A 21,962-nucleotide genomic window follows, 5' to 3' on the forward strand; every position below is an offset into this window, starting at 1 on the left:
AATGGCCACCAACCGCAGTCTCGGCGGACGGGGGCGGGGCGCGACGCCGACCTCGGTAGGATCGGGCACCGTGCCCACCGACGACCCGCAGCCCCTGAGCCCGCTCGACGAGGCCGGCGTCTCCGCCGCCGTCACCGCCGCGACCGAGGCGTTCGCGGCGGCCACGTCGCTCGAGGACCTCAAGGCGGCGCGACTCGCGCACGTCGGGGACGCCTCGCCGATCTCGGGCGCCAACCAGCAGATCCGCCACCTCGACAAGGCGGACAAGCCGGCCGCCGGCAAGATTCTTGGCCAGGCCAAGGGCCGCATCCAGCAGGCGCTCGCCGCCCGCGAGGCCGAGCTCAAGGCCGCCGAGGCCGAGCGCGTCCTGCGCGAGGAGACCGTCGACGTCACCGTCCGGCGCCCGCGCGCGACCGGCGCCCGCCACCCGCTGACCGGGCTCATCGACGACGTCTCCGACCACTTCTCCTCGCTCGGCTGGCGGATCGCCGAGGGCCCCGAGCTCGAGCACGAGTGGTTCAACTTCGACGCCCTCAACTTCGGGGTCGACCACCCGGCGCGGCAGATGCAGGACACGTTCTACGTCGGCGAGGTCACCGACCCGTCCGGCGCCGCGATCGAGGGCGCCGCCGAGGGCCTCGTCATGCGCACCCACACCTCGCCGGTCCAGGCCCGCGAGCTCCTCGACGGCGAGCCCCCGATCTACATCGCCTGCCCCGGCAAGGTCTTCCGCACCGACGCCCTCGACGCCACGCACACCCCGGTGTTCCACCAGGTCGAGGGCCTCGCCGTCGACGAGGGCCTGACGATGGCGCACCTCAAGGGCACGCTCGACCACTTCGCCCGCGCGATGTTCGGCCCCGAGGCCCGCACGCGCCTGCGCCCGAGCTTCTTCCCGTTCACTGAGCCCAGCGCCGAGATGGACCTGTGGTTCCCGCAGAAGAAGGGCGGCGCCGGCTGGATCGAGTGGGGCGGCTGCGGGATGGTCAACCCCGCCGTGCTCCGCGCGGTCGGCATCGACCCGGACCGCTACACGGGCTTCGCGTTCGGCGTCGGCGTCGAGCGCGCGCTCATGCTGCGCCACGGCATCGCGGACATGCACGACATCGTCGAGGGCGACGTCCGCTTCACCCAGCAGTTCGGCACCACCGGAAGGGGCAACTGACATGCCGTACGTCCCGATCACCTGGCTCGCCGAGCACACGGTCGTCCCCGCCGGCACCACCGCCGAGCGCCTCGCCGAGGACCTCGTCCGCGTCGGACTGGAGGAGGAGGGGATCGCGCCGGCGCCGGTGACGGGTCCCCTCGTCGTCGGGCGCGTGCTCTCCCGCGAGGAGGAGACGCACGGCAACGGCAAGACGATCGGCTACTGCCGCGTGGACGTGGGCGAGCTCAACGACGCCCCCGGCACCGGCGCCGAGCCCGCCGACGTCCCGTCCCGCGGCATCGTCTGCGGCGCGCCGAACGTCTACGCCGGCCAGCTCGTCGTCGTCGCGCTCCCGGGCGCCGTCCTGCCGGGCGACTTCCGGATCTCGCCGCGAACGACCTACGGCCACACCTCCGACGGCATGATCTGCTCCGCCGCCGAGCTCGGCCTGTCCGACGAGCACGACGGGATCATCGACCTGTCCGACCTGCTCGGCGCCGACGCGGCCGGCGCCCTCGAGCTCGGCTCCGACCTCACCGGCGTCCTCGGCCTCGGCGAGGAGATCCTCGAGATCAACGTGACCCCGGACCGCGGGTACTGCTTCTCGATGCGCGGCGTCGCCCGCGAGTACCACCACTCGACGGGCGCGGCCTTCACCGACCCCGGCCTGCCCGAGAACCTGCCCGGCGGCGCGATCCCCGCGGCCACGCCCGGTGCCTTCGGGGTCGAGATCGTCGACGAGAACCCCATCCACGGCGTGCCCGGCGCCGACCGGTTCGTCACCCGCGTGGTCCGCGGCATCGACCCCGCGCGCCCCACCCCGCCGTGGCTCGCCGCCCGCCTCCGCGCGGCCGGGATGCGCCCGATCTCGCTGACCGTCGACGTCACCAACTACGTCATGCTCGACCTCGGCCAGCCGATCCACGCCTACGACCTCGCGCGGGTGGCGGCCCCGATCGTCGTGCGTCGCGCCCGGTCGGGGGAGCGTCTCACCACCCTCGACGACGTCGAACGAACGCTCCACCCCGAGGACCTGCTCATCACGGACTCGCCGGTGGGCGCGGGCGAGGCGGGTGCGAGTGGGCCGAGTGCGAGTGCGCCGGCCGGTGACGGTGACGCGGCCGGGGAGACCGGTGGCCGTGGCTCCCGGGTGCTCGGCCTCGCCGGCGTCATGGGCGGGCAGTCGACCGAGGTGTCCGCGTCGACGACCGACGTGCTCGTCGAGGCCGCCCACTTCGACCAGATCTCCGTGGCCCGCACCGCGCGCCGCCACCGACTCCCGTCCGAGGCCGCCAAGCGGTTCGAGCGAGGCGTCGACCCGCTGCTCGCGCCGGTGGCCGCGCAGCGCGTCGTCGACCTGCTCGTCGAGCTCGGCGGCGGCACGGCGGACGAGGTGATGGTCGGCGACGTCGGCGAGCCCGCCCTGCCCGGCGCGATCGCGTTCGACCCCGCCGAGGCCCGCCGGCTCGTGGGTGTCGACTACTCACGTGAGCGCGTCGTCGAGCTGCTCACCGCGATCGGCTGCACGGTCGGCGACACATCTGCCGAGAGTGCGGTTCAGGGCGCGGGCGGCCCGGCCGAATCCGCCGAGACTGCGGTTGGTGCAGACGGCATGACCGATTCCGTCGAGACTGCGGTTGGTGCAGACGGCGCGGCCGGCGCCGGGCGGTCCGGCACGCTTGACGTGACGCCGCCGTCGTGGCGCCCCGACCTCGTCGGCCCCGCCCACCTCGTCGAGGAGATCGCCCGCCTCGACGGCTACGACGCGATCCCGTCGATCCTGCCGTCCTCCCCGCAGGGCGGCGGACTCACCCGGGCGCAGGTGCGGCGTCGGGACGTCTCGCGCACCCTCGCCGAGGCCGGCCTCACCGAGGTGCTCACCTACCCGTTCATCGGCGACGTCCACGACCGCCTCGGGTACGCGCCCGACGACGAACGGCGCGCCGTCGTCCGCCTGAGCAACCCGCTCGCCGACGACTCCGGTGCGCTGCGCACGTCGATCCTCGACACGCTGCTCGAGGCGGCCCGCCGGAACGTCTCGCGCGCCTCCGGGGCGCTCGCCCTGCTCGAGACCGGGGTCGTCACGCGGCCCGCGGGCGTCGTGGCGGCGATCACCCCGAGCGCCGCGCAGCGCCCGTCCGACGCCGAGCTGTCCGCCCTGGCCGTCGCCGTCCCTGCCCAGCCGCGCCACGTGGCCGGCGTGCTCGGCGGCGTCCAGGTGCCCGCCGGTCCGCTCACCCCCGGGCGCTCCGCCGACTGGGCCGACGCGATCGAGCTCGCTCGCACCGCCGCCGCGGTCGTCGGCGTCGAGGTGCGGGTCGAGGCGGAGGCGATCGCCCCGTTCCACCCGGGCCGCAGCGCGCGCGTCGTGGGCGTGGGCGTCGCGGACGGTGAGGACGCCGTGCTCGGGCACGCCGGCGAGCTGCACCCGGACGTCGTCGCGGCGTTCGGCCTGCCCGCCCGCACGGCCGCGTTCGAGCTCGACCTCGACCTGCTCACGGCCGCCCCGACCGAGCCCGTGCAGGTGCGCGCGGTGTCGACGTTCCCGTCGGCGAAGGAGGACTTTGCGTTCGTCGTCGACTCGGAGGTTCCGGCCGCCGACGTCGTGTCCGCCGTGGGCGCGGCCGCCGGCGAGCTCGCCGAGGAGGTCCGCCTCTTCGACGTGTACGCGGGCGACCAGGTGGGCGAGGGGCGCGTGAGCTACGCGGTGGCCGTGCGGCTGCGCGCGCCGGACCGCACACTCACGGCCGAGGACATCGCGGGCGTGCGCGAGCGGATCGTCGCCGGGGTGGGCGAGCGCTTCGGGGCGACCCTCCGCGCCTGACGACCCCGGCCGACGCCCCGCACCTCCGCCCTTTCGTCGAGACTGCGGTTCGTCGTCGTCGAGATTGCGGTTGGTGAGTCCCTGACCCGTCAGGTGAAGAGCCGGAAGATCGGGTCCGTCACGTTGTCGACGAGGTCGTCCGCGCGGGCCTGCCAGTGCTCCGGTACCCACGCCTCGTAGGCGGGCCCGAGGATCGGCCCCACCCACGGGAGCGACTCGACGAGCACGGTCGAGTCCTCCTCGGTGGACGCCAGGTCGATCGCCGTGAGGGGGATGCCGAGGACCGGCACGGCCTTCCCCACCTTGCCCCACCCGCGCTGCTTGTTCCGCGCGTCCTCGGCCTCGCGGTCGTGCCCCTGGGCCTCGACCTCGTCGGCGTCGTAACGCGCGCGGTCCCACCGCTCGAGGCCGAGGTCGTGCGTCCGGTGACGAGCGGTCTTGGCCTTGTCCTCCCAGTCCGCCGCGTGCCGTCCGTGCCGCTCGACCTGCTGGTCGACGTAGTCCGCGAGCGCGTCTGAGGCCTTGCTGTTGCCCAGCCGCTCGACCTCGACGAGCTCGTCCAGACCGGTCGCCTCGTTCATCTCGGTGAGGACCGGGGCGAGCTGGTAGTCGATGAAGTCGAGGTACTCGACCATCTCGCCGTCGACCGCCTCGGCCAGCCGGTCGTACTCGCCGACCTTGAACTCCTCGGCCGCACGGGCCCCCATCTGGACGCCGTACTCGGCCAGCGTGTACGTCGGGTCGAGCGGGTTCCAGGCGGGGACCGCTCGTGGCGCGGGCGGCGGGTGGATGAGGAAGCCCGCCACCTCGAGCCCGATCGTCGACGCGTAGCCCCGGTAGGTCTCCATCGTCCCCTGGATGAGGCGCATCTTGGTGTTGTAGACGCGGACCTCGGTCTCGGCCTCGTTGGTGCGGTTGTAGGACTCGGTGATCACCTCCCGCAGGGCCTCGGCGTACAAGGCGTAGGCGGCGCCGGCATCGCCGTGGAAGCTCTCGTAGGCGCGGGTGACGTTGAGGTCGAGATCGACGAAGGCCTGCTCCAAGGACTGGTAGGCCTTGCGGAGCCAGTCGGCGACGTCGAGGACCTGGTCGGGGTCGCCCGGGACCTCGGTGTTGATCGCGTCGGCCATGTCAGATCGCCTGGTCGAACAGCGCCGCGGCGCCGTCGTCGTCGTTCTGGAACCGGTCCCAGACGTCCTGCAGCAGCAGCGCGACCTTGCCGTTGTGCGACGTCGACCTGCCCAGCCAGTCGGACGTGCGGGCGACGATGCCCGACACGTGCTCCGCACCCCAGCCGAAGTCGCCCTCGACCGGGTCCTCGATCGCCGCGTGGTCGTCGACGATGCCCACGTGACGATCCTTGAGCGTCGTCATCGTGGTCTCGTCGATCTCGATCTCGTCGGTCATCGCGTCTGCCTCCCGAGCACGTCGTAGCGGTCGACGGGGCGCAGACGCATCCCGCCGAGTGTCTCTCCGTCACCCTCGGGCGCGCGTCGCAGCGCCTCCAGGTCGGGGCCGGGCGCCGGGTTCGGTGCGCCGTGGTCGATCGCGGCGACCGTTGCGTGGCCGCGGGCGATGAGGTCCTCGATGACCGGGAGCGGGGTGACGCGCCAGCCGTGCTCGAGGCCGAAGACCGACTGGAGCCGGTCCAGCGCCGTATAGATGGGAACCCCCACCTGACCGCCCTCGAGCTCGAGGAGGACATAGCGGGGGTCGTTCTCGCCCGGTTGCGCGACCACGGGCACGTAGACGATCGGGGGGAGCGGGGCGGAGCCCATCACGGGGATTCTCACGGGGGTCCTTCTCGTTCGTGGGTGACTCGACCAGCGTATGCGTACGCATGTGGGCTGGCGGGGAGATCGGCGGGGAGTTCGCCCTGGTCAGGGGTGCCCGTGAGAGATGGGGCACGTCCGACGACGTCGGTCGACGTCCTGTGCGGCCATCAGCCCTTCGTCGCCCCCGACCTCACCGAAGGACGATGGTCCCTGGTGGTCGAGCGGGAGCGTCAGGCATCGTGCTGTCATGAAGATCCTCGTCGTCACCAGCTCGAAGCACGGCGCCACCGACGAGGTGGGCGACCGCATCGTCGAGGTGCTCCGCGCGGCCGGCCACCTGTCGCGGCGGGTGTCGCCGTCGTCCGCGGTATCCCTGGACGGCGTGGACGCCGTCGTCGTCGGGTCGGCCGTCTACATGACCCAGTGGATGGAGGCGATGCGGACGTTCGTCTCCGAGCGCGCCGAGGTGCTGCGCGCCCTGCCGGTGTGGGTGTTCTCCGTGGGGCTCGCCGGGGTGCCGCACGGTGAGGTGCAGGACCCGATGCGGGCCGCCCGGTTCATCACCGCGCTCGACCCCATCGACTACCGCACGTTCCGCGGCCGCCTCGACCCGAGCCTGCTCGGCCTGCGCGAGCGCAGCGTCATCCGCATGGCCGGCGGCATGGAGGGCGACTTCCGGGACTGGGCGGCGATCGAGGAGTTCGCCGGCGAGATCAGCGCCCAGCTCGCGGAGCACGCGGAGGCGTAGGGGCGGAGACGCGCGGAGCCGGTTCGCCGTTCGTCACAGGTCGACGGCGGTCCCCGCCGGGTCGGACTCGGCGAGGAGGCGGGTGGCGGCGTCGGGGGAGTCCGCGAGCGCGTGCAGGATCGACAGCAGGACGGCGGGGTCGCCGGGGTAGGCGGCCAGCGAGAACGTCTCGGTCAGCTGGGGGTCCTCGACGACGGTCGTGGCCCGCCCGCGTCCCGTGCTGCCCCGGCGCTTCCGGTCGATGGGGGCCGAGCTCGAGACCGTGACGCGCGCGCCGCGGCCGGGGACCGGCTCGATCGAGCGGATCCGCGACCACATGACGGTGCGCGTCGTCATCACGGCGTCGACGGCGAACGTCTCCGGCATCAGCGTCATCTCGGCGGCGCGCAGGCGGCCGCGGCCGAGCTCCCACGCCATCGGCAGGCCGACGAGCGTGGCGACGAACATCGGCATCGTCAGCCACGGCGGGGGCAGCACCGGGTTCGCGCCCTGAAGAAGGACGTCGACGGCGAGGAACGGCCCCGTGAGCCCCGCCGCGAGGAAGGCCGCGAACGCGAGGCGAGCGACGGACGGGTCCGCCTCCAGCCGGAGGAACCCCCCGGGCGAGCGTGCCGCGACCAGGGTGCCCGGTCGGCGTCGGGCGCGTGGTCCGACGAGCGCCGCGAGGCCGAGGAGGGCGGAGAGGGGGAGGAGGAAGACTCCGATCGTGCCGAGCAGCGAGCCGCTGCCCGGCATCGTCACAGCGGCGTACGCGAGCCCGACGGCGAGAACCCCCAGCAGTGCCTCCAGCCAGAAGCGGGTGACCGGGCGGTCCCACTCGGGCGGACGGGGAGCGGTCTCGGAGGTGCGCCGGTACGTCCGCTGCTCGTCCACCGCCTCAGGGTAATGGCGCGTCGGTGGCCCAGCGTCCCTTGTTGGTCAGCTGGTCGAGATGATCGAAGACGGTGTCGATGCGGTCGTCCGCCACCGCGCGTGCGTGCTCGGGCACGACCTGCTCGTAGAGCCACCCGCCGCCCGGAAAGATGTCGGCGAGCGCGGTGGAGTCCTCGTCGCCGTGAATGACGTCGGCCGCGACCATGACCGGGCCGATGACCCGTGACAGGGTGCGAAGGACACGCGCGCCGGGGACGGCGATGCGATTGCCGCTCCGGTACTCCTCCTGGAGAGCACGCCAGCGCTCGAGATCGGGGTCGTGCATCCGCCGCGGTTCGGGCTGCTCCGCGGCCGCCTCGAACTCCCGAGCCACCCGTTCCCATCGATTCGCCATCGCGCCGGTGGCCTCTTCGACACCGAGTCCGATGACAGTGGCGCCCAGGTCCTCGATCGCCTGCCGTTCGCGCGCCGACTGGACCGTGGGCGCCAGCTCGTCGACCGTCCATCGGACCAGCTCGGCGGTCTCGCGGTGGACGTGTTCCCGGAGACGGTTGTAGAGCGCGATCTTCTCGAGCTCGGCCCGGCGGTGCGCCATATCGTTCCGGTACTCGGCGAGGCCGCGTTCGCCGGACACGGAGACCCCGGGCACCTCGCGGGCGGCGGGTGGAGCCTCGATGGTGGCTCCGTTGACGACGAGGCCGCCCTCGCGCGCATCACGACGGCAGGCCTCGAACTTCTCCTCCAGCATGGTCAGCTTGATGCCGTAGGTGCGGACCTTGGACTCGCAGGCGGAGAGCATCGATTGTACGACCTGCTGCGACTCGCCGAGGCGCTCCGCCACGACGAAGTACGCCTGCCCGGCGTCTCCTCTGAACCTTGTGGGGGCAGTGCTCTCGGTGCCGCCACCGATGACCGCCCATCCCGTGCGGGCAGTCTCGAAGAAGACGTCATCGAGGGCCTTCAGCCAGTCGGCGAGCGCGTATACGTCTGCCGGGGTGCCCTTCACCCTGGTGTCGATACCCATCACGGCTCCCCGAGCTGGTTGAACAGCGCTGCGGCCTCGTCGTCCTCGTGCCGAAATCGTTCCCAGGCCTGGTCGAGCGCGTGGGCGAGGCCGCCGTTGGCGGTGATGGCAGCCGCGTTCAACGATGCTCCGCGAGCCGCGATCGTCGTCAGCTCTCCCATCACCCAGCCCCAGTCGCCCTCCGGCGGCAGGGGGACCTCGTTGTGCCGATCCACGGTTGTGGCGTGCCAGCGCTCGTAGTTCTTGATCGCGGCCTCGTCTACCTCGAGATCGTCACTCACGTGGGCCTCCTTCTCGGCCCTCACCGCGCGTGGCGGCACTCCGAGGCACGCCCGGGTCGACGACGACGTGGTCCGCGTGTCCCTCGTCGATGAGCCACGCGATGTCCTCACGCCACCGGACGGCCCACCCCTCCTCCTCGCCGAGAGCGAGGATGAACCGGTCGAGGGCGGTGTAGGCGGGGACACCGATGCGTCCCTCGTCGTCCTCGAGCAGCAGCACCCGAAGCCCTTCCTCGCGCTCGACCACCGGGACGTAGACGACGGGTGGGAGAGTGGCAGCGCCCATCACGGGCAGGCCTCGACGGCCGGGTGTCGACGCCGTGTCCGTGGATGCTGGCTCGACGGGATGCCCGTCGTACTCGTGGCGCATGATCGGTCCCCGTCCTCGTCGACGTCTCTGTCCGGTTGCTGCGATGTCGACGGAGGGTAGTGGCCGCCAGCTCGCGGCGGGAGGGGGCCGGCGGGGGAGTGGTGCCCGTCTCCGGACATTGCCGCGCATCCTTCCGCGCCAGCGACCGACGCGCGTGGGAGCGAAGCGAATGTCGCGTCCGGGCGTCCGGGCATCCGGGCATCCGGGATGGCGCGGATGAGCAGGGTGAATCAACCGTTGATCCGCCTCGCGCAACGGATACATAGGGGTGTCGGCGATCGTTCCGGCTCGCGTCACACGTCGAGCAGGATCTTCCCCGTCGTCGTGCCGGACTCGATCGCGTGGTGGGCGTCGGCTGCGTCCGCGAGGGGGAAGCGGTGGCCGATCCGGACGTCGAGCGTGCCCTCGGCCGCGGGCGACGCGACGGCGAGCCAGCGCCACTCGAGCTCCTCGCGCTCGGCGGTGTAGTGCACGAGCGTCGGGCGGGTGACGAACACGGAGCCGGCAGAGTTGAGCCGCTGGAGGTCGAACGGCGGGACCGGGCCGGACGCGGCGCCGAAGAGGACGAGTGTTCCGCGGGTGCGCAGCGAGGCGAGGGAGGCGTCGAAGGTGTCCTTCCCGACGCCGTCGAGCGCGACGTCGACACCCGTGCCGCCGGTCAACTCTCGGACGGCGCGCGGGAGGTCGGTCGTGAGGTCGTCGAGCTCGCGGTAGCGGATGACGTCCTGCGCTCCCGCGGTGCGGGCAAGCTCCTCCTTCCCCGGGTTCCCGACGAGGGCGATGACGCGTGCTCCGCGGGCGCTCGCGAGCTGCGTGACGAGCAGGCCGACGCCTCCTGCCGCGCCCGTAAGGAGAACGGTTGAGCCGTCGCCTACGTGCGATGCGCCGTCGAGCAGGTAGTGCGCCGTCATGCCCTGGAGGGGGAGTGCGGCGGCGACGTCGAGGTCGAGGCCGGCGGGGACTCCGAGAGCGGTAGCGGCCGGCACGAGTACCTTCTCGGCGTAGGCGCCCGGTGCGGCGGCGTACGCGACCCGGTCGCCGACCGACCAGCCCGTCACACCGGAACCGACAGCGGCGACCGTTCCCGCACTCTCGGTGCCCGGGGTGTGGGGGAGGTCGATCGGGTACTGGCCCGTCCGACGGTAGGTGTCGATGAAGTTGACGCCCACGTGGGCGACCTCGACGAGCAGCTCCCCCGCGCCCGGGACCGGGTCGGGGACCTCGGTCAGCTTGAGGACGTCGGGGGAGCCGTGCTCGGTCTGGACGATGGCGCGCATGGAGTCATGGTGCCGCACTCAGAGCTGATGGACGAGGAATGGTGCGGTGCCGAGTCAGCGGATCAATCGATCCGAGGAAGACGCTTCTCGCTTGGGAGCGACCCAACATGCGCTGCGTGACAGGCCAGCCCTGAACGACAGGCTGGATCAGTCGATGGGTTGCCGAGCCTTTCCCCCCCAGCGCCCAGGCTGCAAGTAATCGACCGCATCATCGATCGCGTCGTCTGCCCGAGCCCGGACTTGATCCGGCACTGCGTGGTCGTAGAGCGGACCGGCGGCGAGGCTCGCAACTCCACCGACCACTGGGATCATCCCGACCGTGGTCGCTACCAAACTTGTCGAGTCAGCGTCACCGAGCATCAGATCTGCCGCAGGGAGAAGCGGCCCCGTCAAGGCCTGACCGATTCCCTTGACGACTCGTCCGGTGCCTCGGGCCTGATTGACATCGGCTTGCGCTGCCCTTCGTGCGTCATCCCAGGCTTCACGGTCGTCCGGGTGCATTCGGTTGGCCGGCTGGTCGGCAGATGCTTCGATCGCGTCAGCCGTTGAATTGAGATTCTTCGCCTTCTCCAGAGCCGCCTTGCCCTGCCACCCCGGCGCAGCCCCGGTGAGCTGCTTGAAGACGATGTCGCTTGTGCCGGTTGCACCGCTGATTGCTGATGCTGCCTGGGCGAAATCGGCTTGAATCCACCGCATGAACTCCTGCTTCTCCCCGTCGACGGCGCGAAAGATGGCGTTGTACGTGCCGATGCGTGCCATATCTTCTTCTTCTGTGTCCGGGGTGTCCTCTGTGGAGCCACCCCCTCCCCTTTCGGCGCCGGACCTGTACGGCGGAACGGGGTCGGGAGTCTCAATGGTGTACCCGTTGACCTCGAGCCCGGCTCCCACCGCCTCGTTCCGGTACTCGGCGAACTTCCGTATGAGGAGATCGAGCTTGACCCCGTAGGCCTTGACAGCTTCGGTGGCCTCCTTCAGGTGGTTGTAATTATCCCACTGGGCGTTGGCCATGTTTGCCGCAATCGCGACATAGGCCTGACCGGCATCGCCGGTCCAGTGCATTTCAGCGACTGTCGACCCAGACCGTGAGTACGTTGCCGACTCGTGAAAGTCGTCCGTCACGCCTTGAAGCCAATCGCCGATCGCCGTCACTTGCGCAACGTTTCCAGGAACGTGGGTATTGATTGGCATCAGACCCCTCCAAGGGACTCGAAGTACTCGGCGGCGGCCTCATCGTTGGCGCGAAGCGTCTCCCACGCATGTTGAACAGCGGCGGACGCGCCCGCGTGCATCAAGATGACGTCAGCTGTCCACTTCGTCGCTTTGGATGAGATGGTCGTGACGTGCGTGGCACCCCACCCCCAATCGCCCTCCGGTGGAAGCGTCGTCTCGCCGTGCCGGTCTGCCTTTGTGTCGTGAGAACTGGTGATCACCCTGATCGAGTGTTCATCGACCTCAATCTGCCCACTCATCTCGGACCCCCTTCGTCGGTTGACGTTGTCGCGTAATGTGCATCGATTCCGATATCTACGGCCACGTAGGTGGCGTGCCCGGCTCGAACGATCTCCTGAACCTGAGCAGCCGACTGCAGCGCCCATCGGGCGTCGATGCCGAGCCCCGCCACGAACCTGTCATGTGAAGTAAAGACAGGGAGTGCCCGCCGCCCCTTCTCGTCGTCGGCGAGGAGAAGTCGAGAGCCCTCCTCCGCTGACTCGTCGGTCACGGGCACGTATACGAAGGGGGGTATCGGAATGACTCCGAGCACAAGGGCTTCAGTGGTTTCGCTATCACCTCTGCGCACCGGACCGTGGCCGGGTTCGGAGTCGGTAGGCGACTGCATCCGGGGGGAATCCCCCGACACCGCGCCCGCAGTCGGGCTGTCCTTCGTGATCACCCATTCGTCGTCGCTGGTCATCGTTCCCCCTCCGTCATGACCGTTGCCGTGCTGTTACCTACGAAGGTATGGGGCAGGCCAGAGCCCTGCAGGGGGAGTGGAGGGGACTTCTCTCCCGTGCTGGTCGGGGCGATGCCCGAGCCCTACGCCATCAGCTCGCGTATGGGCCGAAGACGGTGGAGCACAGTCCCGGCGAGGTGCGGCTCGAGCACCCGGATCACGTCGACCTCGCGCCGTGCCTCCTTCGACACGAACCGCACGACGACGTCGCCCGTCGCCTCGATCGCGCGTTCCCTGTCCCGCTCGTCGACGATCGTCTGCGCATTCGCCTCAGGGTCGCCGGCGCCGTACTTCACGAGGCCGTCGAACTCGATGTGCAGCCAACGGATGCTTCCGTCGGCGCGGATCTCGAGCGGGATCGACAGGTCCGTGCGATACGTCCCGCGCCGCGTGGGCACCGGCTGCTGAACCACGACGTCGCGCCGCCCCCACGTCAGCACCACCCACCTGATGTGCGACTCCCACGCCGACTCCGACCACGGCGTCGACCACGCCACGACCGCCCGCGCGCGGGCCCGCCCTCGACTACCTCTCGGCAGACGTTCGATCCGTTCCTCAAGCGCTGCTCTCACGTCAGCCGCCGCCCGCTCGGTGCGCTCGCGCTCCGTAAAGGTGGCCTTGGCGAGCACGGCAATCACATGGTCGACGACGACGAGCCCGTCCCGCGGATGCAGGAATCGCGCACAGTCCAGCGCCACCCGTTCGAGCCGCACCACCCGTATCCCCGCGACGACGGTGACGTCCTCCTCCGGCAGGGCCAGCAGGTGCCTGTGGTGGTCGAGGTCGTCCCGAGTGCTCGCCTTGGCGGCGACTACAAGGTGCGGACTCTCCTGCACCTTCCACACACGCAGCCCGTGCATGCGCGCCGCCGACGTCAGGCACAGCGCGTGCTCGGCCCGAAGGTCGCGGCTGATCGCGGTGCACAGTGCGAGGTGCAGGCTGGTCGTGCGCTGCCAGCGGTCAAGACCCGCAGGCACGACGGCGAAGCTCCCGCGCCTGAGTCGCACGATCTCTTCCCCGTCGGCGAGTGACGCCCTGGCGTTCCTGAGCATGCTCGACGGCGCGACCGTGAGGTGGACGGGCTCCTTGACCGACGACGGATCCATGCGGCGACGGTGCCCGGATCCTGCAACAGCCTGCTCGTCAGGGGCGGCAGGCTGTGGGCGAGCGTGTGAGATGGGCGGTTGTGGGGACGGCGTGCGCGGGCGGAAGTGTCGACCTCGTCGGCAGGCGGCTGCGTGGGCCTCGTCCGCAGGTTGCTGTGGAGCTGCGCAGTTGGAGAGCGGCCGTCGGAAGTGTGCCCTCGGCGGCGCTGCGGCTGGGTGACGGCCCGAGGTGCCCCGGCCTCTTCACGAGAGAAGGGAAAAGGTGGTGAGAGCAGGGGGCATGACACCTGGTCTCGCGCCGATCACCTGATCTCACGGAATGGGGGAGTGGGGATCCCCTGATCTGGCTCACTTCACCTGATCTCGCCGGATCGAGTGAGGGTGCATCCCCTGGTCTCGCGCCGATCACCTGATCTCGTGCCGGGGCGCAGCCGCACCTCACCACCCAGCCCGCATGGATATGCAAGCCCATGTATGATGATGCGGTGTCTTTCTCGATAGCCGTTGCCGGCGCCTCCGGGTACGCGGGCGGCGAGGTCCTCCGCCTGGCCCTCACGCACCCCGACCTCACCGTCGGCGCCCTCACCGCCAACAGCTCCGCCGGCGACCCGCTGCTCCGCCACCAGCCGCACCTGCTCCCACTCGCGGACCTCGTCCTCGAGCCCACGGACCCGACGCGCCTCGCGGAGCACGACGTCGTCGTCCTCGCCCTGCCGCACGGCGCCTCCGGCGAGGTCACGGCCGCTCTTGACGAGCTCGGGTACGCGGGCCTCGTCGTCGACGCCGGCGCCGACCACCGCCTCACCGACCCCACCGCGTGGGACGACTTCTACGGCACCCCGCACGCCGGCGCCTGGCCGTACGGACTGCCCGAGCTCCTGCACGCCGACGAGACCGCGCCCGCGGCCCAGCGCACCGCGCTGACCACCTCGCGCCGCATCGCCGTCCCCGGCTGCAACGTCACGGCGGTCACGCTCGCGCTGCAGCCCGGCGTCGCGGCGGACGTCGTCGACTCCTCCGACGTCGTCGCGGTCCTCGCCGTCGGGTACTCCGGCGCGGGCAAGTCGCTCAAGCCGCACCTCACCGCCGCCGAGGCCGCCGGCAACCTCCAGCCCTACGGCCTCGCGGGCACGCACCGGCACGTCCCGGAGATCGAGCAGAACCTCACCGTCGCCGGCGCCGCCACCCCCAAGATCTCCTTCACCCCCGTCCTCGCGCCGATCTCGCGCGGGATCCTCGCCACGGTCACCGCGCCGCTGGCCGAGGGCGCCACGGCCGAGGACGTCGCCGCCGCCTGGCACGCCGCCTACGACGACGAGCCCTTCGTCCGCCTCCTGCCCGAGGGCACATGGCCCACCGCGAGCCAGGTCGCCGGCTCCAACCTCGCCACCGTGCAGGTCGCCGTCGACCACCGCGCCGGCCGCGTCGTCGCCCTGTGTGCCATCGACAACCTCGTCAAGGGCACCGCCGGCGGCGCCATCCAGTCCCTCAACCTCGCCCTCGGCCTCGACGAGACCGCCGGGCTGCCGACGACGGGAGTCGCCCCGTGACCGACACGAACACGCCCGAGCCTGAGAACACGCCCGCCACCACCCCCGGCATCACCGCGCCGAAGGGCTTCCGTGCCGCCGGCGTCACGGCGGGCCTCAAGCCCTCCGGCGCCCCCGACATCGCGCTCGTCGTCAACGACGGTCCCGAGCGCGTCGCCGCCGCCGTCTTCACGACCAACCGCATCGAGGCCGCACCGGTGACCTGGTCGCGCCAGGTGGTCGCGGACGGCCGCCTCGACGCCGTCGTCCTCAACTCCGGCGGCGCCAACGCGTGTACCGGCCCCGAGGGCTTCGCCGACACCCACCGCACGGCCGAGCACGTGGCCGCGACCCTCGGCGTCTCTGCCGGCGACGTCGCCGTCTGCTCGACCGGCCTCATCGGCGAGCGGCTCGACATGCCGCGCCTCCTCGGCGGCGTCGACACCGCGGCCATCACCCTGTCGACGACCGGCGGCGACGACGCGGCTCACGCCATCATGACCACCGACACCGTCGCCAAACAGGTGCACGTCCCCGGCGCCGGCTGGTCCGTCGGCGGTATGGCCAAGGGCGCCGGGATGCTCGCGCCCGGCCTGGCCACGATGCTCGTCGTCCTCACCACGGACGCCGTCGTCGATGCCGCCACCGCCGACCGCGTCCTGCGCGCCGCCACGGCCACGACCTTCGACCGCGTCGACTCCGACGGCTGCATGTCGACCAACGACACGGTCATCCTCCTCGCGTCCGGCGCCTCCGGGGTCACCCCGACCGAGGACGAGCTCGCCGACGCCGTCACTGCCGCGAGCGCGGACCTCGCCCGCAAGCTCGTCGCCGACGCCGAGGGCGCGTCCCACGACATCGCCGTGACCGTGACGAAGGCGTCCGACGAGCCCGCCGCCCTTGCCGTCGCCCGCGCGATCACCCGGTCCAACCTCTTCAAGGCGGCGGTGTTCGGCAACGACCCGAACTGGGGCCGGGTGATCGCCGCGGCCGGCACGGTGCCCGTCGACGTCGCGCCCTTCGACCCCACGACGATCGACGTCTCCGTCAACGGCGTCCAGGTGTGCCGCAACGCCGGGGTGGGGGAGCCGCGCGACCTCGTCGACCTCGCCGCGGAGCGCGAGGTGAGCGTCCTCGTCGACCTCAAGGCCGGCGACGCGACCGTCACCGTCTGGACCAACGACCTCACGCACGACTACGTCCACGAGAACAGCGCGTACTCCACATGAGCGAGCCCACGACGACGAACCCCCCGTCCACCACCCCCGAGTTCCGCTTCGACACCGAGCGCGACCTCTTCCCGCACCAGAAGGCGGAGGTGCTCGTCCAGGCGCTGCCGTGGCTGCAACGGTTCGCGGGCGCCACGGTGGTCGTCAAGTACGGCGGCAACGCGATGGTCGACGACGAGCTCAAGCGCGCCTTCGCCTCCGACATCCTCTTCCTCCACCAGGTGGGGCTCCGCCCGGTCGTCGTGCACGGCGGCGGCCCGCAGATCTCCTCGATGCTGGGTCGCCTCGGCATCGACTCCGAGTTCCGCGGCGGGCTGCGCTACACGTCGGGCGAGGCGATGGACGTCGTCCGCATGGTGCTCACCGGCCAGGTCCAGCGCGAGCTCGTCACGCTGCTCAACCACGACGTCGCGCACGCGGTGGGCCTGTCCGGCGAGGACGGCCGACTCCTCCTCGCCCGCAGGCGCACGGCCACGGTCGACGGCGAGAGTGTCGACGTCGGGCACGTGGGGGACGTCGTCACCGTCAACCCGGACGCGATCACCCAGCTGCTCGACGCCGGGCGCATCCCGGTGGTCTCGACCATCGCCGTCGACGTCGACGACCCCGCCGAGGTGCTCAACGTCAACGCCGACACCGCGGCCGCCGCCGTCGCCGCCGCCGTGGGGGCGCGCAAGCTCGTGGTCCTCACCGACGTCGAGGGGCTGTACGAGCGCTGGCCCGACCGCTCCTCGCTGCTGTCGCAGGTCTCCGCAAGCCGGCTGGCCGCGATGCTGCCGAGCCTGCAGTCCGGCATGGTGCCGAAGATGGAGGCCTGCCTCCGGGCGGTGCGCGCCGGGGTCCCGCAGGCGCACGTCATCGACGGCCGCACGCCGCACTCGATGCTGCTGGAGATCTTCACGGACGAGGGGGTGGGGACGCTCGTCCTGCCAGACGACGAGGGGCACGACGACGAGGCGCCCGCCCAGCGGGCCGCCGACCAGGCCGGCGACCCGATGGTCGCCGAGAGCAAGGGGGAGCACTCATGAGCACGACGACGCCGCAGCCCGGTGACGACCGCGATCCGGCCGTGGACGCCGCGGCGGACGGGGCGGACGGGGTGACGTCGGCCGCGCCGACCGGTGAGCCGGCCGCTGCACCGGACCAGCCGGCCGAGCCCGCCGAGCCCACGACCTGGCAGGACCGCTACACCGGCGCCGTGATGAACACGTTCGGGACGCCGCGCCTCGAGCTCGTCTCCGGCTCTGGCACGCATGTCACCGACTCCGAGGGCCGCACGTACCTCGACCTGCTCGGCGGCATCGCGGTGCTCTCGCTCGGCCACGGTCACCCGGCGCTCGTGGGCGCCGTCGCGGACCAGGTCGCGCGCCTCGGGCACGTCTCGAACTTCTTCACGACCAACCCCCAGGTGCGGCTCGCCGAGCGGCTGCTCGAGATCGTCGTGCCCGGCGGTGCGCCCGAGGGCTCGCGCGTCTTCCTCTCGAACTCGGGCACCGAGGCCAACGAGGCGGCGCTGAAGATCGTGCGCCGGCACGGCACCGAGCGGTTCGGCACCGGCCGGCCGGGGCGGATCCTCGCGCTCGAGCACGCCTTCCACGGCCGCACCCTCGGTGCCCTCGCGCTCACCCACAAGGCCGCCTACCGCGAGCCGTTCGCGCCGCTCGGCCCGGACGTCACGTTCGTCGCGCCGGGGGACATCGAGGCGGTCCGCCGCGAGCTGGCGGTCGGCGACGTCGCCGGACTGATCGTCGAGCCCATCCAGGGGGAGGCCGGCGTCGTGCCGCTTCCCGAGGGGTTCCTCGCGGAGGCCGGGCAGGCCGCCCGCGACGCCGGCGCACTCGTCGTGGTCGACGAGATCCAGACCGGCATCGGCCGCACCGGCACCTGGCTCGGGCACCACCGCCGAGAGCTCGGCGGCGGGTTCGTCCCCGACGTCGTCACGCTCGCCAAGGGCCTCGGCGGCGGCATGCCGATCGGCGCGACCATCGCGATCGGCGAGCACGCGGCCACGCAGCTCGGCCCCGGCGCCCACGGCACGACGTTCGGCGGCAACCCGACCTCGGCGGCCGCGGCGCTCGCGGTCCTCGACGTCGTCGGCGCCCCGGGCTTCCTCGACGGCGTCGAGCAGGTGGGGAAGTCCCTGCGCGCGGCGATCGAGTCCATCGGGTCGCCGCTCGTGGCGGGCACGCGGGGCGCGGGGCTGCTCGTCGGCGTCGAGCTGACGGGTGAGCACTCCGCCGCGGTCACCGCCGCCGCCCAGGACGCCGGCCTCATCGTCAACCCCGTCGCCCCGGACACCGTGCGGCTCGCGCCCGCGCTCATCCTCTCTGAGGACGACGTGGCCGAGGCGGCCGAGAAGCTCGCCCTCGCCCTCGACCGCGTCGAGCAGAACCTGACGAGTGAGGGGACTTCTGCCGCCGAGGACGGCCGCCGATGAGCGCCCCGACCACCCGGGCCGCGCGGCACGCGATCGTCGAGGAGCTCATCGGGGCGGGCGAGGTCCACTCGCAGTCCGAGCTCCAGGGCCTCCTCGCGGATCGCGGGGTGAGCGTCACCCAGACCACGGTCTCCCGCGACCTCGACGAGCTGCGCGCCGTCAAGGTCCGCGGCACCGACGGCTCGCAGGTCTACGCGCTGCCCGCCCTCGTCTCGCCGGCTCCGGCCACGGACGCCACCCAGGTGCACGCGCGCCTCGAGCGGTGGTGCGTCGAGGTCCTCGTCGACGCCGACCACGCCCAGAACCTCGCCGTCCTGCGCACCCCGCCGGGAGCGGCCCAGCTGCTGGCCTCCGCCGTCGACCAGTCCCGGTTCCCGGGGGTGCTCGGTTGCGTGGCCGGCGACGACACGGTCCTCGTCATCACGCGCGACGACGAGACCGCCGCCGGGCTCGTCACCCGGCTCCTCGATCTGGCTCGCCGCGGCGGGCCCCGTTCCACCTCCCGCACGGAGACGACCAGCCCTGACCAGGGCGAAAGGATGGACGCATGACCACCGAGACCTCCCAGACCACCCCGGCGCCCCAGGCCGGGAACGCCGGCGGATCCGCGAGCGGCAAGGAGCGCGTGGTCCTCGCGTACTCCGGCGGGCTCGACACCTCCGTCGCCATCGGCTGGATCGGCGAGCAGACGGGGGCGGAGGTCATCGCGGTGGCCGTCGACGTCGGGCAGGGTGGTGAGGACCTCGAGGTCATCCGTCAGCGTGCGCTCGACTGCGGCGCCGTCGACGCCTACGTGGCCGACGCCAAGGACGAGTTCGCCGCCGAGTACTGCATGCCGGCGCTCCAGGCGCAGGGCCTCTACCAGGACGCCTACCCGCTCGTGTCCGCGATCTCGCGGCCGGTCATCGTCAAGCACCTCGTGCGCGCGGCCAAGCGGTTCGGCGCGACGACCGTGGCCCACGGCTGCACGGGCAAGGGCAACGACCAGGTCCGCTTCGAGGTCGGCATCACCTCGCTCGCGCCGGAGCTCAGGTGCATCGCGCCGGTCCGCGACCTCGCCCTGACCCGCGACGTCGCCATCGAGTACGCCGAGAAGCACAACCTCCCGATCGAGACGACGAAGAACAACCCGTTCTCCATCGACCAGAACGTGTGGGGCCGCGCCATCGAGACCGGCTTCCTCGAGGACATCTGGAACGCCCCGACCAAGGACATCTTCAGCTACACCGACGACCCGACGTACCCGCCGCTGCCGGACGAGGTCGTCATCCGCTTCGAGCAGGGCGTCCCGGTGGAGATCGACGGCGTGGCCGTCACCCCGCTCCAGGCCATCCAGGAGATGAACCGCCGCGCCGGCGCCCAGGGCATCGGGCGGATCGACGTGGTCGAGGACCGGCTCGTCGGCATCAAGTCCCGCGAGGTCTACGAGGCCCCCGGCGCGATGGCCCTGCTCGCCGCGCACAAGGAGCTCGAGAACGTCACCATCGAGCGGGAGCTCGCGCGCTACAAGCGCCGGGTCTCCGAGCGGTGGGCCGAGCTCGTCTACGACGGCCAGTGGTTCTCGCCCCTGAAGAAGGCGCTCGACGTGTTCGTCGCCGAGACCCAGCGCTACGTCTCCGGCGAGATCCGGATGACGCTGCACGGCGGCCGCGCGGTCGTCACCGGGCGCCGGTCGGAGTCGTCGCTGTACGACTTCAACCTCGCGACCTACGACGCCGGGGACACGTTCGACCAGTCGAGCTCGGTCGGGTTCATCGACATCTACGGCCTCACCTCGAAGCTGTCCGCCGCGCGCGACGAGAAGTTCGGCAACGGGGTGGACTTCTTCACCGACTGAGCAGGTGCGGTGGGCGGCCGACGCGGCTGCCCATCGCCCGAGATGCGCTAAGAGGGCGGGCGCCGACCGGATCACTGGTCGGCGCCCGCCCTCCTGCGTGCTGCGAGGTCGTCACGGTCACCCCGTGCGATGGGATCAGCCGACCGAGCCTCCGCCGGTGCCGTACCCGCTGAACTCCCCGCAGATCTCCCGGATCGCGGCCTCGTTCTCGGCGTTGCTCGCGATGAGGTCGGGGTCCGGCGTTCCGCCGCCCGCGGCCTCGCCGAACGCGGCCTCCTCCTCGAACAGCGGCCGCAGGTTGTCCGGGGACCGCTCCGCGAGGTCGGCCGACTGCTCCCCGTAGTCGGCGAAGATCTCCTGCACGGCGCCGACGTCGGACAGGTCGGTCAGCTCAAGCGTGCGCTGCTCCATCTCCTGGTAGATCGTGCTGAACTCGTCGCACGCCTCGGACTCGGACAGCTCCTCGCCCCCGCCGCCGCATGCGGCCAGGCAGGTGGCGAGGAGGCCGACGGTGAACATCGTGGCGGCGGGACGGCGGACGGTCATGGTGTCTCCGATGGGTTCGGTGGGTGGGGGTTCGTCGTCGGGCAGGGGTGTGAGGCAGCGGGAGCGCTCAGCTCGCGTCCGCCCCGGAGGCCGTCCCGCACGCCGCGTGGATCGCGTTCTCGGTGGCCAGGTGGTCGGGGAAGGTGTCCTCGTCGACCTCGCTGCCGTCGAGGAGGGTCTCGGCGAACTCGGCCTCGTCGTCGAAGAGGTCGGCGAGGTCGCCCGGCGCGCGGTCGGCGAGGTCGGCCATCTGCTTGCCGTACTCGTCCATGAGGTCGGGCTGCATGACCTGGTTCGGGTCGAGGAAGGTGGGGTTGGTGGCCTCGATGTCGGAGACGATGCGGTCGTACTCGGCACAGGCTTCGGCCTCGGTCAGCTCGGGCTCGTCCCCGCAGGCGGCAAGGGCGGCGACGACCAGCCCGACGACGACGAGCGGGGCGGTCCTGCGCGCGTGCATGGTGGCTCCGGGAGGTCGCGGTGGGCGGCTCGCGAACCGTGCGGGCCTGCGTCGAACCTAGTGACGGCCGGGGCGGGCCGGACAGGGGGAGCGCTCCCCGTCCACGACGGCGCAAGCGCGGCGCCGCGCACTGCCGGACGGAAGTCGCGGCCAGGACGCCCTGCCTCGTCGCTCAGCCGCAGATCTCCTCGATCGCGGCCGTGTTCTCCTGCGAGCTCTCGAGCATCGTGACGTCGGCGGTGCCGTCGACGATCGCGCGCATGAGGGCGGCCTCCTCCTCGAACAGCGGCGTGAGGTTCTCCGGCGAGCGCTCGGCGAGGTCGAGCATCTCGGTCTCGTACTCCTCGTAGAGGTCGGTGCCGGCGTCGGGGCCGCCCTCCTCTGCGGAGCGCTCGCCGAACTCCTCGAACGTCGTCGTGTACTCCTCGCAGGCCTCGGCCTCGGTCAGCTCGTCGTCGCCTCCGCACGCGGCGAGGGTGGTGGCGAGGAGGCCGGCGGCGAGCGCAGTCGTCAGCGTGCGGGGAAGGTGTCGAGGCATGGCGTCACGGTAG

24 protein-coding genes are annotated in these 21,962 nt (G+C 71.8%); 9 read left to right on the forward strand and 15 right to left on the reverse strand.

The genetic code is table 11. The features are described from left to right. Positions 1-70 precede the first annotated feature (70 nt). Together pheS and ACPYO6_RS01355 are read left to right on the forward strand one after the other, a co-directional pair. On the forward strand, positions 71-1,165 hold the full coding sequence (gene pheS / locus ACPYO6_RS01350) for a phenylalanine--tRNA ligase subunit alpha (protein WP_425713083.1): 1,095 nt from the start codon (positions 71-73) through the stop codon (positions 1,163-1,165). 1 nt (position 1,166) lies between these two features. Then, entirely contained in the window at positions 1,167-3,971 is a 2,805-nt protein-coding gene (locus ACPYO6_RS01355) for a phenylalanine--tRNA ligase subunit beta (RefSeq protein WP_425713084.1), read from the forward strand. 89 nt (positions 3,972-4,060) lie between these two features. Here the strand turns inward: ACPYO6_RS01355 and ACPYO6_RS01360 are convergent, their stop codons facing one another. The 3 genes from ACPYO6_RS01360 to ACPYO6_RS01370 are packed head-to-tail and all read right to left on the reverse strand — an operon-like array spanning position 4,061 to position 5,764. After that, complete coding sequence (locus ACPYO6_RS01360; RefSeq protein WP_425713085.1) at positions 4,061-5,101, reverse strand: hypothetical protein; 1,041 nt, start codon at positions 5,099-5,101, stop codon at positions 4,061-4,063. Between the two features lies 1 nt (position 5,102). Then, on the reverse strand, positions 5,103-5,378 hold the full coding sequence (locus ACPYO6_RS01365; RefSeq protein ID WP_425713086.1) for a hypothetical protein: 276 nt from the start codon (positions 5,376-5,378) through the stop codon (positions 5,103-5,105). Next, positions 5,375-5,764: a hypothetical protein gene (locus tag ACPYO6_RS01370; protein WP_425713087.1), complete on the reverse strand. Its 390-nt coding sequence runs from the start codon at positions 5,762-5,764 to the stop codon at positions 5,375-5,377. The genes ACPYO6_RS01365 and ACPYO6_RS01370 overlap by 4 nt, the downstream gene beginning before the upstream one ends. Before the next feature lie 229 nt (positions 5,765-5,993). Between ACPYO6_RS01370 and ACPYO6_RS01375 the strand changes: the two genes are divergently transcribed. Further along, on the forward strand, positions 5,994-6,494 hold the full coding sequence (locus tag ACPYO6_RS01375) for a flavodoxin domain-containing protein (RefSeq protein WP_425713088.1): 501 nt from the start codon (positions 5,994-5,996) through the stop codon (positions 6,492-6,494). A 33-nt stretch (positions 6,495-6,527) separates the two neighbouring features. On the opposite strand, the gene ACPYO6_RS01380 is transcribed toward ACPYO6_RS01375, so the two are convergent. The 9 genes from ACPYO6_RS01380 to ACPYO6_RS01420 all read right to left on the reverse strand — a co-directional run bounded on the left by ACPYO6_RS01380 (position 6,528) and on the right by ACPYO6_RS01420 (position 13,322). Continuing rightward, positions 6,528-7,367: a hypothetical protein gene (locus ACPYO6_RS01380; RefSeq protein WP_425713089.1), complete on the reverse strand. Its 840-nt coding sequence runs from the start codon at positions 7,365-7,367 to the stop codon at positions 6,528-6,530. A 4-nt stretch (positions 7,368-7,371) separates the two neighbouring features. Continuing rightward, on the reverse strand, positions 7,372-8,391 hold the full coding sequence (locus tag ACPYO6_RS01385) for a hypothetical protein (RefSeq protein ID WP_425713090.1): 1,020 nt from the start codon (positions 8,389-8,391) through the stop codon (positions 7,372-7,374). Then, entirely contained in the window at positions 8,391-8,672 is a 282-nt protein-coding gene (locus ACPYO6_RS01390) for a hypothetical protein (RefSeq protein WP_425713091.1), read from the reverse strand. Before ACPYO6_RS01390 ends, ACPYO6_RS01385 begins: the two co-directional genes overlap by 1 nt. Next, positions 8,665-9,042 (reverse strand): SseB family protein, encoded by a 378-nt coding sequence (locus ACPYO6_RS01395; RefSeq protein ID WP_425713092.1) that lies wholly within the window; start codon positions 9,040-9,042, stop codon positions 8,665-8,667. Before ACPYO6_RS01395 ends, ACPYO6_RS01390 begins: the two co-directional genes overlap by 8 nt. 293 nt (positions 9,043-9,335) lie before the next feature. Further along, a complete protein-coding gene (locus ACPYO6_RS01400; RefSeq protein ID WP_425713093.1) occupies positions 9,336-10,319 on the reverse strand; it encodes a quinone oxidoreductase family protein in 984 nt (327 codons plus the stop codon). Positions 10,320-10,466: 147 nt separating this feature from the next. Next, the gene (locus tag ACPYO6_RS01405; protein ID WP_425713094.1) at positions 10,467-11,507 is read right to left on the reverse strand and encodes a hypothetical protein; all 1,041 of its coding nucleotides are present in this window, start codon (positions 11,505-11,507) and stop codon (positions 10,467-10,469) included. Further along, positions 11,507-11,788, reverse strand: a complete 282-nt coding sequence (locus ACPYO6_RS01410; RefSeq protein ID WP_425713095.1) for a hypothetical protein — start codon at positions 11,786-11,788, stop codon at positions 11,507-11,509. The genes ACPYO6_RS01405 and ACPYO6_RS01410 overlap by 1 nt, the downstream gene beginning before the upstream one ends. Beyond that, on the reverse strand, positions 11,785-12,231 hold the full coding sequence (locus ACPYO6_RS01415; RefSeq protein ID WP_425713096.1) for an SAV_915 family protein: 447 nt from the start codon (positions 12,229-12,231) through the stop codon (positions 11,785-11,787). Before ACPYO6_RS01415 ends, ACPYO6_RS01410 begins: the two co-directional genes overlap by 4 nt. 122 nt (positions 12,232-12,353) lie before the next feature. After that, entirely contained in the window at positions 12,354-13,322 is a 969-nt protein-coding gene (locus ACPYO6_RS01420; protein ID WP_425713097.1) for a hypothetical protein, read from the reverse strand. Between the two features lie 539 nt (positions 13,323-13,861). Here ACPYO6_RS01420 and argC point away from each other — a divergent pair. Genes argC through ACPYO6_RS01450 form a run of 6 tightly spaced genes read left to right on the forward strand, consistent with a single transcriptional unit; the run spans position 13,862 to position 20,408 of the window. Next, positions 13,862-14,926, forward strand: coding sequence for an N-acetyl-gamma-glutamyl-phosphate reductase (gene argC / locus ACPYO6_RS01425; protein WP_425713098.1), 1,065 nt, complete (start codon positions 13,862-13,864; stop codon positions 14,924-14,926). After that, entirely contained in the window at positions 14,923-16,134 is a 1,212-nt protein-coding gene (argJ, locus tag ACPYO6_RS01430) for a bifunctional glutamate N-acetyltransferase/amino-acid acetyltransferase ArgJ (protein WP_425713099.1), read from the forward strand. Before argC ends, argJ begins: the two co-directional genes overlap by 4 nt. Continuing rightward, entirely contained in the window at positions 16,131-17,162 is a 1,032-nt protein-coding gene (gene argB, locus ACPYO6_RS01435; protein WP_425713100.1) for an acetylglutamate kinase, read from the forward strand. Before argJ ends, argB begins: the two co-directional genes overlap by 4 nt. After that, on the forward strand, positions 17,159-18,571 hold the full coding sequence (locus tag ACPYO6_RS01440; protein WP_425713101.1) for an acetylornithine transaminase: 1,413 nt from the start codon (positions 17,159-17,161) through the stop codon (positions 18,569-18,571). The genes argB and ACPYO6_RS01440 overlap by 4 nt, the downstream gene beginning before the upstream one ends. Beyond that, a complete protein-coding gene (argR, locus tag ACPYO6_RS01445) occupies positions 18,568-19,122 on the forward strand; it encodes an arginine repressor (protein WP_425713102.1) in 555 nt (184 codons plus the stop codon). Before ACPYO6_RS01440 ends, argR begins: the two co-directional genes overlap by 4 nt. After that, positions 19,119-20,408: an argininosuccinate synthase gene (locus ACPYO6_RS01450; protein ID WP_425713103.1), complete on the forward strand. Its 1,290-nt coding sequence runs from the start codon at positions 19,119-19,121 to the stop codon at positions 20,406-20,408. The genes argR and ACPYO6_RS01450 overlap by 4 nt, the downstream gene beginning before the upstream one ends. Before the next feature lie 135 nt (positions 20,409-20,543). Here ACPYO6_RS01450 and ACPYO6_RS01455 read toward each other — a convergent pair whose 3' ends face one another. From ACPYO6_RS01455 to ACPYO6_RS01465, 3 genes are all read right to left on the reverse strand, one after another. Then, positions 20,544-20,954, reverse strand: coding sequence for a hypothetical protein (locus ACPYO6_RS01455; RefSeq protein ID WP_425713104.1), 411 nt, complete (start codon positions 20,952-20,954; stop codon positions 20,544-20,546). Between the two features lie 67 nt (positions 20,955-21,021). Next, positions 21,022-21,411 (reverse strand): hypothetical protein, encoded by a 390-nt coding sequence (locus tag ACPYO6_RS01460; protein WP_425713105.1) that lies wholly within the window; start codon positions 21,409-21,411, stop codon positions 21,022-21,024. A 172-nt stretch (positions 21,412-21,583) separates the two neighbouring features. Further along, positions 21,584-21,949, reverse strand: coding sequence for a hypothetical protein (locus ACPYO6_RS01465; protein ID WP_425713106.1), 366 nt, complete (start codon positions 21,947-21,949; stop codon positions 21,584-21,586). Positions 21,950-21,962: the final 13 nt, after the last annotated feature.

The sequence above is a fragment of the Georgenia sp. Z1344 genome (assembly GCF_049856295.1).
Classification (GTDB): Bacteria; Actinomycetota; Actinomycetes; order Actinomycetales; family Actinomycetaceae; genus JB111.

Excerpts from the sequence above, each read along its gene's own strand:
- ACPYO6_RS01375 (WP_425713088.1), top strand. The coding sequence starts at position 5,994 with ATGAAGATCCTCGTCGTCACCAGCTCGAAGCACGGCGCCACCGACGAG.
- ACPYO6_RS01410 (WP_425713095.1), bottom strand. The coding sequence starts at position 11,788 with ATGAGTGGGCAGATTGAGGTCGATGAACACTCGATCAGGGTGATCACC.
- argB (WP_425713100.1), top strand. The coding sequence starts at position 16,131 with ATGAGCGAGCCCACGACGACGAACCCCCCGTCCACCACCCCCGAGTTC.
- argR (WP_425713102.1), top strand. The coding sequence starts at position 18,568 with ATGAGCGCCCCGACCACCCGGGCCGCGCGGCACGCGATCGTCGAGGAG.
- ACPYO6_RS01460 (WP_425713105.1), bottom strand. The coding sequence starts at position 21,411 with ATGCACGCGCGCAGGACCGCCCCGCTCGTCGTCGTCGGGCTGGTCGTC.
- ACPYO6_RS01360 (WP_425713085.1), bottom strand. The coding sequence starts at position 5,101 with ATGGCCGACGCGATCAACACCGAGGTCCCGGGCGACCCCGACCAGGTC.
- ACPYO6_RS01420 (WP_425713097.1), bottom strand. The coding sequence starts at position 13,322 with ATGCTCAGGAACGCCAGGGCGTCACTCGCCGACGGGGAAGAGATCGTG.
- ACPYO6_RS01450 (WP_425713103.1), top strand. The coding sequence starts at position 19,119 with ATGACCACCGAGACCTCCCAGACCACCCCGGCGCCCCAGGCCGGGAAC.
- ACPYO6_RS01365 (WP_425713086.1), bottom strand. The coding sequence starts at position 5,378 with ATGACCGACGAGATCGAGATCGACGAGACCACGATGACGACGCTCAAG.
- ACPYO6_RS01385 (WP_425713090.1), bottom strand. The coding sequence starts at position 8,391 with ATGGGTATCGACACCAGGGTGAAGGGCACCCCGGCAGACGTATACGCG.
- ACPYO6_RS01355 (WP_425713084.1), top strand. The coding sequence starts at position 1,167 with ATGCCGTACGTCCCGATCACCTGGCTCGCCGAGCACACGGTCGTCCCC.
- ACPYO6_RS01395 (WP_425713092.1), bottom strand. The coding sequence starts at position 9,042 with ATGCGCCACGAGTACGACGGGCATCCCGTCGAGCCAGCATCCACGGAC.
- ACPYO6_RS01405 (WP_425713094.1), bottom strand. The coding sequence starts at position 11,507 with ATGCCAATCAATACCCACGTTCCTGGAAACGTTGCGCAAGTGACGGCG.
- ACPYO6_RS01400 (WP_425713093.1), bottom strand. The coding sequence starts at position 10,319 with ATGCGCGCCATCGTCCAGACCGAGCACGGCTCCCCCGACGTCCTCAAG.
- ACPYO6_RS01440 (WP_425713101.1), top strand. The coding sequence starts at position 17,159 with ATGAGCACGACGACGCCGCAGCCCGGTGACGACCGCGATCCGGCCGTG.
- ACPYO6_RS01465 (WP_425713106.1), bottom strand. The coding sequence starts at position 21,949 with ATGCCTCGACACCTTCCCCGCACGCTGACGACTGCGCTCGCCGCCGGC.
- ACPYO6_RS01415 (WP_425713096.1), bottom strand. The coding sequence starts at position 12,231 with ATGACCAGCGACGACGAATGGGTGATCACGAAGGACAGCCCGACTGCG.
- ACPYO6_RS01455 (WP_425713104.1), bottom strand. The coding sequence starts at position 20,954 with ATGACCGTCCGCCGTCCCGCCGCCACGATGTTCACCGTCGGCCTCCTC.